General features: G+C 47.4%; 10 protein-coding genes. 1 reads left to right on the top strand and 9 read right to left on the bottom strand.

The window, feature by feature from the left end; genetic code table 11:
* Nucleotides 1-193 precede the first annotated feature (193 nt).
* The 8 genes from MHB85_RS10490 to MHB85_RS10455 form a co-directional block, all read right to left on the bottom strand.
* Nucleotides 194-2,770, bottom strand: coding sequence for a beta-mannosidase (locus MHB85_RS10490; RefSeq protein WP_192132440.1), 2,577 nt, complete (start codon nt 2,768-2,770; stop codon nt 194-196).
* Between the two features lie 91 nt (nt 2,771-2,861).
* Nucleotides 2,862-4,448: a helix-turn-helix domain-containing protein gene (locus MHB85_RS10485; RefSeq protein ID WP_192132442.1), complete on the bottom strand. Its 1,587-nt coding sequence runs from the start codon at nt 4,446-4,448 to the stop codon at nt 2,862-2,864.
* Nucleotides 4,445-6,226: a cache domain-containing sensor histidine kinase gene (locus tag MHB85_RS10480; RefSeq protein ID WP_192132444.1), complete on the bottom strand. Its 1,782-nt coding sequence runs from the start codon at nt 6,224-6,226 to the stop codon at nt 4,445-4,447. The genes MHB85_RS10485 and MHB85_RS10480 overlap by 4 nt, the downstream gene beginning before the upstream one ends.
* Nucleotides 6,227-6,256: 30 nt before the next feature.
* The gene (locus MHB85_RS10475; RefSeq protein ID WP_091017465.1) at nt 6,257-7,132 is read right to left on the bottom strand and encodes a carbohydrate ABC transporter permease; all 876 of its coding nucleotides are present in this window, start codon (nt 7,130-7,132) and stop codon (nt 6,257-6,259) included.
* A 15-nt stretch (nt 7,133-7,147) separates the two neighbouring features.
* The gene (locus tag MHB85_RS10470) at nt 7,148-8,029 is read right to left on the bottom strand and encodes a carbohydrate ABC transporter permease (protein ID WP_091017467.1); all 882 of its coding nucleotides are present in this window, start codon (nt 8,027-8,029) and stop codon (nt 7,148-7,150) included.
* A 101-nt stretch (nt 8,030-8,130) separates the two neighbouring features.
* Entirely contained in the window at nt 8,131-9,444 is a 1,314-nt protein-coding gene (locus tag MHB85_RS10465; RefSeq protein WP_338593681.1) for an extracellular solute-binding protein, read from the bottom strand.
* Between the two features lie 257 nt (nt 9,445-9,701).
* Complete coding sequence (locus tag MHB85_RS10460) at nt 9,702-11,795, bottom strand: acyltransferase family protein (RefSeq protein ID WP_341072893.1); 2,094 nt, start codon at nt 11,793-11,795, stop codon at nt 9,702-9,704.
* Between the two features lie 574 nt (nt 11,796-12,369).
* A complete protein-coding gene (locus MHB85_RS10455; protein WP_076318443.1) occupies nt 12,370-12,930 on the bottom strand; it encodes a flavin reductase family protein in 561 nt (186 codons plus the stop codon).
* Between the two features lie 231 nt (nt 12,931-13,161).
* Between MHB85_RS10455 and catA the strand changes: the two genes are divergently transcribed.
* The gene (catA, locus tag MHB85_RS10450) at nt 13,162-13,809 is read left to right on the top strand and encodes a type A chloramphenicol O-acetyltransferase (RefSeq protein WP_341072890.1); all 648 of its coding nucleotides are present in this window, start codon (nt 13,162-13,164) and stop codon (nt 13,807-13,809) included.
* Nucleotides 13,810-13,890: 81 nt separating this feature from the next.
* Here the strand turns inward: catA and MHB85_RS10445 are convergent, their stop codons facing one another.
* A complete protein-coding gene (locus tag MHB85_RS10445; protein ID WP_341072888.1) occupies nt 13,891-16,530 on the bottom strand; it encodes an adenosylcobalamin-dependent ribonucleoside-diphosphate reductase in 2,640 nt (879 codons plus the stop codon).
* Between the last annotated feature and the right edge of the window lie 179 nt (nt 16,531-16,709).

The raw sequence follows: 16,709 nt of genomic DNA, 5'->3' as shown, positions 1-16,709 counted from the left end.
CTCTATATCATTCTAACCTTAACGATTCAAGATGTGAACCCGATTGGAAGTTTCGCTTGTGGAATAAGGCCAAGGTCACCTGACACAACGACAGGAACTCACCCTGCTGCAAAAGTAAAAAAGGTGGCATTCCTGCTCAGGATTACCACCATGAACCTTGAACCTCGAATAAGAATCGAAGTCTGTTATTATTTTATCCTTCTCTGCCGTTCATGGCACTAACTCGAAGTTCCGTCAGAGGCAGAGACGTTTGCTCTGGATGACGAAGTCTCACTGTTCGGCTCTCACCGGGGAGCAGATCAAAATAATTGTCACTGAATCGGACACGCCCAAGGGGAAGCTCCAGCTTCACCAATCGTGCAATCGCACCACTGGCCGTAACCGTTACAGACTGTTCCTCTTCATTCACATGTACGCTCAATTGCGACTCTGGCAACGTCACATCCTTAGGATCACGCAAGAAGTACCGATTGCTCTGTGCCGCAAATCCTTCGGATACCAACTCAACCATTACTTCCTCCGCACGTCTGCCCTGTAACACCTCTACTTCAGTTATTTCGGCAATACACAATGCGGATTGAGATGTCACTTCAACAGCATGTGAGCTGGAGTAGATCTTCTCTCCATGCAATTCATAGACATTGAGCAGCAGCTGACCTTTCAAGACGTCCCGTGTATCGTTCACGACCCACAACGCAAGCGGTTCACCCGGCTCATGCTCCAATGACAACAGGACAGGATGAAAGAATATTTTCCCGTAATAAAAGGATGCCTTCGGCAGCAGTTCATAGTCGATCATGGACCAGCTTGTACCCGGCCAGCTATCATTCAGTTGCCACACGAGCGCACCGCTGTTACGGTGATTGATGCGCCGGAAATGTTCTATTCCATAGCGCAATCCTTCTGCTTGAGTCAACATGGAATAGTTCATGTATTCTTCTATATTTTGCGGAATGCCTGTATAACCCTCCATCAGCAGAATACCTTTCTGGTGATTGGTATCCTTGTTACGGTAGGCCATCTCCGGACTGCCCCAGTAAAACTGCCCTGCGGGCATATTTTTCTCCAGCGTGTAACGATTGGCCGAGGCATGCATACCAAATTCACTGCTGAAAAGCGCATGATCCTTTTTGTAATTTTTGAACGTCACACCTTCAATACTATAGTCCAGCAACGGCGGCTCTCCATGCTTCCTTGGATAGACCGAGCCATGCCATACCTGCCAGTTGTGACGATCCCCGACATCGGGATCATTCGCGTCCTGACCATTACTATCCCCGAACGGCGAAGAAGGCCAGTACGGACGGGACAGATCCAAGCGATCCAGCACTTCAGGGATCAGTTCATGATAGATAAGTTCGCCGTAGAACGGACTGGTAATATCTCCACTTGCAGACTTCATATCATAGAGCCAATCTATTTCATTATTCCCACACCAGAGGGCAAGCGAGGCACGGTTACGCAGGCGCAGGACATTGTTTTCTACCTCTTGCCGTACATTATCCATGAAATCACGATTGAAATCCGGGAACAGTGCGTTCGCGAATGCAAAATCCTGCCACACCAACACTCCTTGCCGATCACACTCATCGTAGAAGACATCCTTCTCATATATACCACCAGCCCAGACACGCAACATGTTCATATGCCCTTCCACCGACAGCTCGACAAGCTCACGATACCGGGAGTTTGGGATGGCACCAATCAGATGATCAGCCGGAATCCAGTTGGCACCCTTGGCATATACTTTGACTCCGTTCAGAATAAACGTAAATGTATCTTCACCCCGTTCATTGTGAAGAGCCAGCTCAATCGTTCGTAACCCATAGGGCTCGCTATAACGATCCACCTCAACGCCATCTGCGTATAATGTAACCTCCAGTGTATACAGATACGGCTCACCCAGATCATGAGTCCACCATAACTGAGGTGACGTAATGTTTAATGTGGTATCTGCCTTATAACCTTCTAGAGGTAGTTCAGTGGCACATGCCGCCTCGTGTCCGCTGCGATCCAACAGACGAACATTACAGGTCGCAACCACAGCCTGCTCACGTTTCTGTCTGCTACGGTAAGACAAGACCGACTTCACATCCGCCGTGACATGTAAGACAGCCAGCTCTGTACTGACTGATTCCGTACGAGCATACACATTTTCCAGCTTGGCGATTGTTCGTTTTTCCAGCCTTACCGCACCCCAGATCCCCACTGTAACCATACGTGGACCCCAGTCCCAGCCAAAGTTCATCGCTGCTTTGCGCAGCCATGGCCGTTCCTTCGTATACGAGGACCAGTCGAAGGTTTCTTTGTCCCGGTGATGCAGGTGAAGCGGGTCAAACTTGACAGCAATCGTATTCCAGCCGCTCCGTACCAGTGACGTTACATTAAACGTATGTGACATGAGCATATTGGCCGTTTTCCCGACCTCATGGCCGTTCACGTAAACCGTTGCAAACGTATCCAATCCTTCGAACACCAATTCAAAGTGCTCCTCGCTCTCTGTATCTCTCATCAGATTGAAGGTTGTGCGGTACCACCATTCCTTTTGTTCAATCCAGCGACTTTTGGCATCATTATGTCCGTAATAGGGCGGATCAATAATACTGCGCTCAATAAGTGCAGCATGTACATCCCCAGGCACTTCAGCCCCGATCCAAAAACGGTCATCCAGCGCAGCAGCTGCCACATCCATTGCCCGTTTCTCTCCAACTTCAAAATGCTGTATTTTCCATTGTCCCGATAAATCCTGACTTGAACTATGGATCTTCATTAATACACCCTCACTCTCCAATAACCCTGAGTAATACCCTATCGAAAACGTTTGGCAGAAATGCAAGACATGCTGCCTGGTCTGCTCATTTCTAACTTCCCGAAGGTTTGAACGACAGCGCCTCTTCTCGATATTCACTCGGGGTCTTGCCGGTATGTTTTTTGAACAGCCTGCTAAAATATTTCACGTCTTCGTAGCCGCTGATAGCAGCGACTTCACTGACCTTCGCTGGAGACACCGCGAGCATATCCATCGCTCTTCGGATACGCATATCGGTGACAAAATCTCCAAAGGTCACACCCATTTCTTTTTTAAAAAGTTCACTCAGGTGACCCGGATGCAAATGAACATGTCCAGCTACCTGCTGCAGATTAATGTCCTGTGCCAGTGATGATTCAATATAACCAATAGCCTTTTGCACATGGGCAGCCTGTCCCTGACCCATTCGGCTATGATAGACATGCATCAGACCATACAGATGGTGGAACAACATATCCCCAAGATCTACAGCTTCGGCATCCGGTTCCGGCAACCAGGGTTCAAGCCTTGTGGTTTCTTCACGCCCTGTCGCTCGCATTGTACGGGTAAGCCAGCGATGACCTGCAATGACCGCAGAGTGCAGACAAGCACTGAACGATTCTGGCGTGACCTCCGGTTCTGTAGTCAGATTAGCCACCAGTTCACGCGTCCATGTCGTTAACCTCACTGAATCATTATCTAACAATATTGAACCAAGTGTGGTCTCTTCTTCATGCGTAAGTACAGTTTTACCACCTTTGCGCTCCTGAACGTGCTCATAATGCCATACTTTATCATCCATCAAACCTCGATATCGGAAAGCAGTTGAAGCCGTTCGGTAGCTTTCGTGCAGATCTGCATATCCACGCACAGGCAGACCTACTGCTGCACGCAGAGTACACTTCAGTAATTGCTCCACCCGACGTAATGCACTCTCCAGCTTGAACGGATATTCCTGTTCCACAGGCGGCCATGAAACTACACATATAATTTGCTGTTTCTCTATATGCGCAATGGCACCCGGTAGCATATCCTCCAGGGTATTCTGCACCGCAAATCGTAATAGTGCATCCGAGGATCGATCCCAACCCTCTGCTCGAAGTACAATGACTTGTCTGCGAATCTGTTCATCATCAAGACCATCATTCGCTGCCTCTATTCCAGCATCAGAACGCAAAAACGAAGGAAATTGGCCCCAAGCGGTGTCACCGTCAATGATCCAACCAGCAAATAACCGCTCCCGATTCTCCCGCATAAGCTGTCCCTCTCTGGACTTCTCTGCCCAACGTTCCGTGATCCGTTGTTTGGCCTGTAATACGGTCTTGATGATCTCTTCCGGCTTGCTTGTTTTGAGCAGATAATCTGTAACCCCTTGGCGTATCGCCTGCTGCGCATAAGAAAAGTCATCGTATCCGGACAGAATAATGACCTCCAGCTCAGGTAACAATCGCAGTCCCTCTTCTGCCAGTTCCAGCCCCGATCTGCCTGTCATCCGAATATCCGTCATCAGGATATGCGGACGTTCCTCTGCCATGCGTGTTAACGCCTCCTCTGCCGAGGCAGCAGGTTGAAGAAGTTCAATTCCGAGTTCATGCCAAGCGATAACGCTGGCAAGCCCTGTACGGATAATCACTTCATCATCAACAATTAATAGTCTCATGGCGAACCCTCCAAGATTGGAATGGAAAACGAAATCCGGGTACCTCCCCCAACCCTGCTGTCTACTTCAAGCTGTGCATTCACTCCATAATGGAGCAGCAGCCTCTCATTTACATTGCAGAGCCCATAACCGCCTTGGTTTAGCTGTTTTCCCGGCTGTTTTCCCTTCCATTCCCTAATGCTTATTCTTAATTGCTCCAGTCTGTCCGGCTCCATGCCAACACCATCATCCAGCACCAGCACATTCATCTGTTCATTATCCGGGTCCTTGCGAATCATTATGGTGATGGTGCCCACGCCTGCTTTGGGCTGAATGCCATGAATCATGGCGTTCTCAACAAGCGGTTGCAGCAATAGCTTCAGCATCATTCGTTTCTCAAGCGCTGGATCTACGATATAATGCAACACAAATTGATCAGGGAAACGAATCGACTGCACACGCACATAATGGCGAATATGAGCGATCTCCTGTTCCACAGGGCAGTAATCCTGACCATTGTTCAAGCTGATACGCAGAAAATCACTCAGGCCCTCAACCATATCCGCAATCCGCTTCTCTTCAGACATCAAGGCAATCCAGTGAATTGAAGAGAGCGTGTTATACAGAAAGTGCGGGTTAATCTGCGCCTGAAGCACTCTAAGATCCGCTTCTTTTTTGCGAGCTTCACCTCGAATAACCTCTTCCTTCAATAACTGAATATGTGCACCGAGCAGATTGTAACTCTCCCCAAGCCTGCCAATCTCGTCATCACTTTCAGATCGAAACAAAGGAAGCGGACGTTCCGGATCAATTCGGGACAGATGCCGGGTAAGCACACGAAGCGGCCTCGTCACACGCCGCACCGTAAACCAGACCAAGCCAGCACTGATCACAGCAGACATCGCAACGGCGCAGCCGGTAAGAATAAGAATGTACCGATTCTCCGACTTGTACTGGTCATAAGGAACCGTTCCAACCAACGTCCACCCCGTCAATTCTTCCGGATAATAGAGCAACGTCCGTTTATCGTCACCACTGCCATACGTGGTGGTTCCGCTACCGCCATCCTGAATTAACGTCGAAATCCCTGGTTCGACACCTTCCAGCTTAAGTCCAAGCCGGGATTTGTCCATCGAAGACAGAATTTCTCCAGAACTGCCGATGAGCTCCAGTCTGCCTTGCCCTCTGCCTAATCCCAGAGCGGCCCATCCCTTGGATATGGCCTTCTCATCCAGACTAATGGCTAACCAGCCAATGGGTCGATAATCATGGATACTGCGAATCGGCCGAACCAATGTGATCACATTTTGTATACCCGCATAATTCTGGACCGGATATACCCCCGTCCATTTTTTCACTGCTTCTCCGCTCGGCACTGGTGGATAAGATAAGCTTGAATTATTGGATTCATACCAGGTAGCCGTAGACAATGTGGCATCGAATCGGCTTGGATATATGGCGATGTTCGCAATATATTTCTTGGAAGCTGCCAGATTGGTCATCCTGCCCAAAATATCCACCCGGTCCAGCTCATGATCTTCATTATGGCTAAGATACTGCTGGATGTCCCGTTCTCCAATCAGGAAAATGGAGAGATTCTCGGCATCCTGCAACATATAACGAAGATTGGCCTCTACCTGTTTCAGCGTATCCATGCCGGACAGCTTTGTTTTTTGCTCTGTGATGCGGGAAGAGATTAGAAAGGCAAACAGGCCCAAGGCCAGCAAAGGCACAATCATTGAAGCCGTCACAACGACGGATAGCTTCCTTTGTAACGAAGATGTGAGCCAGCGTGCCAAACGTTTCTCCTCCTCTGGATGCGCTTTCGCTTACCCTTTGACAGCTCCGGCTGTCATACCTTTCATAACCTGTTCCTGGAATACGAGATACAAGATAATGGTTGGAATGACCGACAGAGTCATGGCAGCAAGCGTTAATCCGTAATCGGTTTGATACCCATCCGCAAAGTTCGCAATGGCCAGCGGTAACGTTTTCAATCCGGTTTTGTTGATGAATACAAGCGCAAATGAAAAGTCATTCCACGCATGCAAGAAACTCAGGATCGTAACCGTTGACAACGCAGGTACGGACATGGGTAACATGATCCGGGTAAACAGCCCCCAAAGTCCTGTTCCATCAATAAAAGCTGCTTCTTCAATATCACGTGGAACACTTGTCAGATAAGCAGTAAGCACAAAAATTGCCGTAGGCAATGCAAAAGCCGTATAAGGTAATATTAAGGCCCAGTACGTATTTAGCAGGGACATCTGTTTCATTAAAATAAATAAGGGGACAAGTGTACTATGGATCGGAATGAGCATGCCAACAACAAAGAAGGTCATGATTAACCCTTTCCAGCGAAACTGGAAACGGGCCAGGATGAATGAAGCCAGCGCTGCAATAAACAGCGTCAGAATAAGTGATCCAACCGATACAATTAGTGAATTGCCAAAAGCGGTCCCCAGCCTGGAGCTTTCCCATGCATTGCTGAAATTGGCAACATTCCAGTTTTCCGGCAGTCCAAAGGGCCGGCTATAAAAATCTTCATTTGTTTTGAATGCACTAATCACGAGCCAGTAGAACGGATACAATGTTAAAATACCATAGACCGTTAGCAGCGTCCAAACAATTCCGCTACGTAGGCGACGAATCGGATGGCCCGAGCCGCTTCGTGGTGATGGCATGGATACAGGTGTCACTTGCATGATAACTCCTCCTCTCTATTGATTCTCTTTTCGTTTGCGACTGGTTAGCCACTGGCTTGTTCCGATCAGCAGCAGGGAGATCAGTACGATGGTTGTTGAGATTGCACTACCAAAACCATATCGGTATGTTGTAAAGGTTGAATTGTACATATACGTTGCAAGCAGTTCTGTCGCATGTGCCGGACCACCCTTGGTCATGATGTAGACCAGATCGAAGGATTTCAGACTACCCGAAATACATAGAATAATTGCTACCTGAACCGTACCCCAGATCATGGGCAAAGAGACGGATACCAGCTTCCGGATTCCTGAAGCCCCGTCTATTTTGGCAGCATCATGAATCTCGCCGGGAATATTCTGTAGCGCCGAGATGAAGATAATTAGATACAACCCGACAAAACTCCAGAGCAGCGGCGGTACCAATGAGAAAATTGCAATCTTGTCATCGGACAGCCATTGCAGCTTCCAACTTTCAAGCCCCAGTGCGTCCAGCAGAAAGTTCAATATCCCGATCTGCGGATGATAGATATACTGCCAGATCATACCGATAACGACAGTGGATAACACCATCGGTAGAAATACGGCTGAACGCAGAAACCGCTGTAACGGATTGCTTTTGTGTAATATGACCGCCAGCATCAGCGCTAACGGAATTTGTCCAAATACCGATGCCAACACAAAAATAACGTTATTTTTCAGTGCCCGCCAGAACACAGGATCATGCCAGATCTCAATGTAATTATCCACACCAATATATTTGGATGCGCCAATGCCGGACCAGTTGAAGAAACCGTAGTATGCCGACCACACGACCGGTACAAATACAAACAATGCATAAATGATGACTGCCGGGGCCAGCCCCAGCATAATAAAACGCCGACTGCGCAGTGCGTTCATCTGTTCACTTCCCTTCCATAAATGCCTTTACCGACTTGCAACTGACTATCCCATTCATACTTAAAACCCCTCCCCTGCCGGGAAGGGGTTTTAACGAATGGTTACTGACTAACTGCATTGGCTTGAGCCGCCTGAATTTTGGCCGCAATGTCTTCAGCCTTGCCACCCATAAGCAACTCTTGCAATGCATTATTAATAACCTCAACCGTTGCTGATCCCAGCTTGGAATCGTATACTGGCGTGATCTTCACTTCCTGCATTAAATCATATAATTCTACGAACAATGGATGTGCTTTGGTTTTGTCCAGATCAATCTTGTAACTCACCAATGTGCTGCTATCCAATGTGGCCTTCTGGCCATCTGGTCCTGCCAGCGCGTAGAACAGCTCCATCGCTGCCTCTTTTTGTGCACCGCTCAGCTTTTTACTTACACCCAACCCGGTTCCTACTACACCGGATGTTGTTCTTGGTTCACCCTGACCTCCGTCCACTGGAGGAAGAATCGTAATATGTGTGTTGTTCAACACCTCTTCAGGTGCATTGTTCACCAGATTTGCCAAGGCCCATCCGCCGTTCATGACCATCGCTGCCTTACCTTGGAAATAAAGCTGCATCATCTGTGTCTCATCGATACTGTTGAATCCATCCTGGAATGCCTTGGTGTTGCCAAGCTCCTGCATCTTGTTCAAGGCTTCAATAAATTGCGGATCGGTAAAGCTTGCACCCTCTTGTGCTGTCGCTTTCAGGAACCAGTCTGTGCCGGTAATCCGATCAGCCAGTGTACTGAATATCGTTGATTGAGCTACCCAGTTGGCCTTGTTGCCAAGTGCCATGGGAATGACTTTATTTTGATTAAAAGTAGCAATCGCTTGTTCCAGTTCCGCCCATGTCTCAGGCACTTTTACGTTGTACTGTTTGAACAAAGCTTCATTGTAATAAATGAAGGAACTTGGCGCCAGATTCATCGGCACGGAGTAGATATTCCCGTCTACGGTGTATCCGTCCAATGCATTCGGGATGAAGTTGTCTTTCCACTCCGGCTTTGCGTCCAGCTCGGTATTAATGGGCTGTAACAGATCCCCTTTCACAAATTCCTTTGTCATGGCATCCGGCCACATCACGAACAGGTCTGGCATCTCGTTGGCAGCTGCCACCGTACGAAGCCGGGTTTTGAGACCATCTGTTGGCAGGCCTTCATCCACAACTTCAATATCTGGATGCGCCGCACGAAAATCTTCAATTATTTTGCGCATCGCAACCGCCTTTGCATCCTGTCCGGTCCAGTTGTGCCAGAGAGTGACGGTTACTTTGTCATTGCCACTGCCTCCTTCTGAAGTGTCCCCGCCAGCACAGCCAGCCAGAATAATGGAGAACAACGTTATTGCCAGGAAACCCGAAAGCCATTTTTTCAACATCTCTATAATCCCCCTCGGCGATTTGAATACACTTATTGTAAATGTTAACGCTATCATACCGTAAGGTGACGATCCACGGATGCAGGGGTGAAAAATATCGGTTCCCCTGTTTGGAACTTACTTTGCTGACTTATTGTTCATAACAACTAAAAAGAGCCCTCACAATGAGAGCTCTTTCTTGTTGCAGCCGTCGGTAGCTTCAACCCAGGCTATATATAATGAATAAGTGCTAAATCGTATTAAATATGGATTGCGTATTATTGGATACTGTTTTTCACCAGATCTGCAAAAGCTTCGGACCCTTGCGTAGTGAGATGTACGCCGTCTTTTTCAAAATATTCGTCATGTCCCTCACTTGCACTGTTCCAGTCAATCAACGAGACATTGCTGTATTTGGATGCTGCCTCATTCAAAGCCCTGTTCACCGTTCTTTCCCACGGACGAGGTACACGCACAGTAACCAGATATACGTGATCCTCATCCTTCAGATAATCAAGCACAGCATTCAAGTTTTTGGAGTTAAAGGAACCATTCGTCCCGAGCTCCAGCACCACTTTGCTGCCCATTTGGTTGTTTTGCTTCAGACCTTCCAATACATCACCTGCCTGCCACATCTGACGACCGACATGTCCGTCCACATACACTCCCGATATACTTTGCTCCAGATACGGTTTTGCATCCAAAATCACCGAATCTCCAATGACGGTATAATGAACCTTGCCATCCTGGGCAGGAGGAGCCGTTTCTTCATTGTCCTGAGATGAATCAGGTGCATCATCTGTATGATCCGTATTATCGGATTGATTCGCTCCAGCGTCATCTGGTGTATCATTCTCGTTAGTCACGGAGTCATCAGCCGGCTTATCTTCAGACTGACCGTCCTTGCCAGCATTCACTGCATTGTCTTGGTCGTCAGGTTTTGAGTCTGGAGCAGACTCTCCTGTTGGCTTCTCGTTTTTCCCCGGATCATCTTTCGTCCCTGCTTCCGGTTTATGGGTATGAGCATCGTTCTTTTGACCAGAGCCTAACGTCGCTGTAATAGCTGGCAACACATCCTGTCCCTGTTCCTCCACTACGGAATTCTCTCCATTCAATGTGTTGGACATCGATACCGAATGGGAGTCAGAGTTCGCTGCATGTGAGACCATCATCTGAGATACCGTATAGGACAACAACAGAATCGTCATCAACAGGCCTGCCCGCTTCCACCATACGTTACGTATACCGATCGTTGACCGCCCTCTTCCCCATAATCGGGACCAAGAATCACGGAATCCGTTGTACCGAATCGGATTTTCAATATATTTAAGGGACAATGAGGCCAGTACAACCGTTGCAGCAACCTGTAAAATGATTCGTACAGGATGTGCTCCTCCCGTATCCACCGCGGGATTGGTTAACAGAATGACAGGATAATGCCACAGATATAATCCGTAGGATCGCTCTCCGATCCAGCGTAATGGCTTCGCGCCAATGATACGTGCCAGGAAAGACGATGGGTGAGCCAACACCGCTACCAGCAACGTTGTTGCAATAGCCTGAAGCACCATGCCCCCTTGATACAGAAACGGATCATATTCACTGCTGTTCAACATCATGTAGATTAACAAAGCAAGCGCAGCAAGTCCCGACACATCGAGCACAAGCCTGTTCATGCCAGACAGAGAGTTCGACAGCTTGCGACTAGGCCACACCACGGCAAGAGCAGCACCGGCAAGAAGTGCGAATGCCCGCGTGTCTGTTCCATAATATACACGGCTCGGGTCCAGATCCGGATTATACATGATGGCCATTGCGCCAGCAGACAATTCAGCTGCGACGACAATGAAGACGACCAGCCATCCCTTTCTTTTGAACACTACGATTGCTGCGATCAGTAGAAGAGGCCATATAAGATAAAATTGCTCTTCCACAGCCAGTGACCAGAAATGTCCAAACGGTGATGGAGGGCCAAAACTTTCGAAATAGGAAACGTTGTGAAAGATATACCACCAATTGCTTATGTATAATACACCCGAAACGATATCACCACGAAGCGCAGCAAGCCGGGACGGGTCGGTACAAGCCAACCAGATCATCACCACAGCTGTCATGGTCAGCATGCCTGGAAGCAAACGCCTTACCCGTCTTACCCAGAAATCACCGAGTGAAATGCGTCCATGTTCCTGCCACTGTGACACGAGAATATCTGTAATCAAATATCCCGAGAGAACAAAGAATATACCTACACCGAGCAGTCCGCCCGGAATAAAATCCAAATTCAGATGATACGCGATTACCGCAAGTACAGCGATGGCTCGCAAGCCGTCAAGTCCGTTCATATGTCTCTTACGATTTAACGATTGTGACATGCATGCCCCTCCTTGTTACTGTGAGTCAACAACATCGGTGTTGGGGGCATAAAGGAACTCCTGATCATTCTGGTTGTCATTAACATACGTATTGCACCTTCCATCTTTCATTTACAACATAAGAAAAGCTTCTGTTTGAAGCACGATCCGATGATGCGACATTCTGTGTGAATTCTATAATCTTAAAGAAGACGAGTTGCCTGTCCATTAAGTTTAATTATTAAAATATTCTTTATATTCATTCGTGAGTTCACGTTTAGCATTATACGCCCGAAATAAGCCTCATACTTTACAGGAATAGTTACAAACGATTAAACCGATGTAACCTTTCCTGCCAGCTCATATAGCTGTAAAATCATACTCTAATTTTGTCGTTAAATATAGTACTTTTCATCGAGTGGCTAAAATTACCTGTCCCGCTTGCGCAAACCAGCATACCCACGCACACATCGATTGAAACAATTGAATTCATAACAAAAGGCTGCCGACTTGCTCAGCAGCCAATATCCATTATAAACCTATGTCAGACCGGATTGAAAGTTTTGCTCATAATTGCTTCTTCTTGCCTAGGACCCTAGAGGTGGAACGGGTGAATCTTTTCTTCTGTCCTCGCATCCATGATCCGGTATGCTGAACGCCCTGTGTACATTGGGATTTGCAACTTCTCCAGATCAACCATTCCATTCTCCAGAAAGTACTTCTGATCCTGATATCGCTGCAATACTTCGCCTGCAATCCATTCATGGTCACCATATGTCGTAATCTCCATAACCTTGCATTCATAAGCAAAATAAGCATCTGTCAAAATGGGTACACTTACCTTGATTCCTTCCTCATACGGAATGCCGAATCTTGTGAATTTGTCCGTATCTCTCCCACTGAACGTTCCTGCAGCTTGAATCCACTCCGATCGATGACCTGGCAGGAAATGAACACCGAATACGCCGCTCTTCTCAATGAGTTCATAGGAGTATGTTTCCTTACGAAGGGAGATGCCATATACGCCTGGTGATGATCCGATGTATGTATGCCATCCGGACGCCATCACATTCTGGACTCCCTCATGACGTGAAGTCACCACCGCTACCATTCCAGGATAAGAATAAAATATGGGTTCTTCTATCGGCTGACGCATCTAATCCCCTCTCTTCTTCGTTATAAACACAACTTTAATTATAAAGTAAAAAATCTGGTTGAAAAAGCGTTTTGCAGAGGATTTCGCTATAAGCGACACATTCAGTATCATGTTATACTGAGATGGTCAATTTCTAAAAATACGATACTGGGAATGTGATAGGATATGGTCAAATCAGTCAAATATACCTTCTAAATGAAGGCAATATTCAAATTTAGGAGGTTATAACTTATGTTTAATTCAATCGTGTTAGATCAGTGGGATCGAAAGCCATACTTTGACCACTACTTGAATCAGGTCAGATGTACTTACAGCATAACTGCTAATCTGGATATCACTCTATTGATCAACGCACTGAAGCTTAAAGGATTGAAGTTCTATCCCGCTCTTATTCATATGATCTCTACGGTCGTCAATGCACACAGGGAATTCCGAACCTGTTTTGATGCCGAGGGGAGATTGGGCTACTGGGACGAAATGTCTCCGAGTTATACGATTTTTCATGAGGACGACAAGAGTTTCTCAACGATCTGGACGACATTCCATGAAGATTTCGAGACATTCCACATTCGTTATCTGGAAGATATGAAGAATTACAAAGATCACAAACAATTTGTTGCCAAACCCAATGAACCGCCAAATACATTTCCCGTTTCCAGCATTCCCTGGGTGAACTTTACTGGATTTAATCTGAATATTTACAATGAAGGAACCTACTTGTTGCCTATTTTCACGATGGGGAAATATGTTCAACAAAACGATCAAGTATATCTTCCCTTATCCGTTCAGTTACATCACGCCGTGTGCGACGGCTACCATGCTGGCGTTTTATTTAATGAACTGCAATCACTTGCAGATCGATGCCAGGATTGGTGTTAGTTAGCTAAATGACGAAAAGGCATTCCTGACTTCGTAATGGAGTCAGGAGTGCCTTTCTTTTTCTCTTTTTTCAAAAGGTATTTAATTGCACTTACTGTACCCACAGTTGCTGCATGTTTTGCAACCTTCCACATTCATCAGGGATGCCGAGCCGCATGAAGGGCATAAATCTCTCGATTCGGTAAAGGTTTTCTGATCTTCCACTGTTGGATACGTGCTCTCCACTTGATTCTGTTCTTGTAATGCTCTAGTTTCGTTCTCCTGCACATCGCTCTGTACATGACTTTCCAATGCTTTGGCGACGGCATCAGCAATCGATTCCACCCGGTTGGCTCCGAAGCCAATCGCTCCCGAACCACCAATTCCCTTGAGATGTTTGATCAACAGTTCAACCTTGTGCCCATGATCTCCGTATCGCAGGAACAGAGAGCATACTCGACCGAGTGCCTCAGCCATGGCAAACACGTCCGATCCCGCTTTGCCCACGTTCAGGAAGATCTCACCCGGCGTTCCCTCCAGATCGTTGATCGTAATGTAAGCCATCCCGAATGGCGTATTGATTTTGTATGTCGCACCGCGCAGTACTTGAGGACGGCTTCTGTATTGTTTATCCAGCACTGTAGCAGAAGAAGGGGCTTGATCAGAAGAAAGAGTCTCAACATCAACCTCGCTACTGAACGCTTCAACACCTGCCTGCCCTCGTATATTATTCGGGTTATCTATTGCAGATACGTCCGTCTTCTCTTTTGCTTCCGCCGTGTTCTGATCTTCGGAATGGGTCTCTTCCTTCTTCGACGTGGACAACACCTGCACATCCCTGCTGCCGTCGCGATATATCGTTACTCCCTTACAGCCAAGGTCGAAGGCCAGTTCGTATAGCTCAGCCGTATCCTTCACCGTAAAATCAGCCGGACAGTTGGCCGTCTTTGAGATCGAACTATCCACCCATTGCTGAATCGCAGCCTGCACCCGGATGTGATTCTCAGCCGACAGATCCATCGCTGTCACATAATAGTCTGGTAAAGCTTCACCCGGATGTTCATCCAGCCAATCTTGCGCAATGGGTACGAACTGTTCATCATAACCTAGACGGCTTTGACGGAAATACTTGAAGGCGAAATACGGTTCAATCCCTGTTGATGTGCCCACCATCGTACCTGTACTTCCCGTTGGCGCCTGTGTGATCAGTGTGACATTTCGAATGCCCTGTTTGCGAATGGCCTCTCCTACTTCAGGGTACGTTGCAACCATGTTTTTCATGAATCCACTCTGTAAGTACGGTTCAGCTTCGAAAGCTGGGAAAGCTCCCTTCTCTGCTGCAATCTCTGCCGATGCCAGATAGGCCTCCTTCGCCATGAATCCATACAGTTTATCCAGAAATTCAAGGGATTCAGGACTGCCGTACCTTATACGCAGCTTAATCATTAGCTCTGCCAGTCCCATCGTGCCAAGCCCAACCCGGCGTTCACGTTGCTGATTCAGTCTGTTTTCCTCAAAATGATATGGTGTTGCATCGATGACATTGTCCAAAAATCTAGCCGAGATGCGAGTGGTTTCCGCCAGTTCATCCCATGCCACATCATGATTCGTTTCATCATAGAATTTGGACAGATTGATCGCTGACAGATTACATACACCCCAGCCAGGCAGGCCTTGTTCACCGCAAGGATTAGTACAGATGATCGGATTAAAGTACCAGCTGTTGGACATCTGGTTATAGTACTCCATGAAAACCACACCAGGCTCTGCCGATTTCCAGGCTGATTCAATAATGGTATGCCAGATTTCGCGAGCCTTCAGCGTTCGATAGTGTACCACCGAATGACCTGCGGCTTTCCACTGCTGCATATCCCCGTTCCACTCGGTGTCGTAGTCTGGATCGTTCGTATCGGGGAAAACCAAATCCCAATCTCCGTCCTGCTTGACAGCCTCCATAAAGGCGTTGCTCACACATACAGACAGATTGGCATTGGTCACCTGCCCCATTGTTTGTTTCACGGTAATAAAATCAAGCACATCCGGATGCCAGTCATTCATCATCAGCATGAGTGCACCCCGGCGGCTTCCGCCCTGTTCAATCAGTCCCGTCGTATAACTGAACAATCCTCCCCACGATACGGAGCCGCTGGATGATCCGTTAACACCTTTCACCACCGCTCGGCGAGGACGCAAAGAAGACAAATTAATGCCCACGCCTCCCCCACGTGCCATAATCTCCGTCATCTCGGTCAAGGTCTTCATGATGCCACCCCGACTGTCCTGCGGAGACGGAATGACATAACAATTGAAAAGTGTCAGCTCATCGCTTGCCCCCGCTCCCGCAGCAATACGCCCTCCGGGTACTAACTTCCAATCCTCCAACACGGAGTGGAACTTGGACTCCCACGTTGCCCGCTGATCTGCTGTGGATTCAACAGAGGCCATGGCTTTGGCAAGCCGGCTCCACATCTCTTCCGGTGTTTTTTCGATATTGAGTGTCAGTTTCTCCACGCTGGTCTCGATGATCTCTCCGCTTCGAGTCCTTACCTGTACGAGCTGACCCTGACGTTCTATAATTTCGCCCACTTCCTTGGTTGGGAACTTGGGATCATCCTTTGTTAATACCAGTACCACATCTCCGACCTTGGCATGATTCGAGTCAGCATCCTTCCAGGCGTATCGGTCCAAAAATATTTTTTCGCTAAGTCCTTCTAATTGGTACGATCGTTGGTTTGATTTCATCGCTGCATTCAACCTCCCCGGTATAAAGCTCCATTTTCACTATAAAAGTAAATTATGATGAAACACCACATATAGTGATATAAAACCAGTATATTACACCATATATTGATTTTCTATATGACTTTTATCACAGACCTTATTTTTTAGACTCTCCTGCTCGGACAAGCTTCTTCACACAC

The sequence above is a fragment of the Paenibacillus sp. FSL K6-4396 genome (assembly GCF_038002525.1).
GTDB classification, from domain to species: domain Bacteria; phylum Bacillota; class Bacilli; order Paenibacillales; family Paenibacillaceae; genus Paenibacillus; species Paenibacillus amylolyticus_B.
This window is presented reverse-complemented; position numbering and strand designations above follow the sequence as displayed.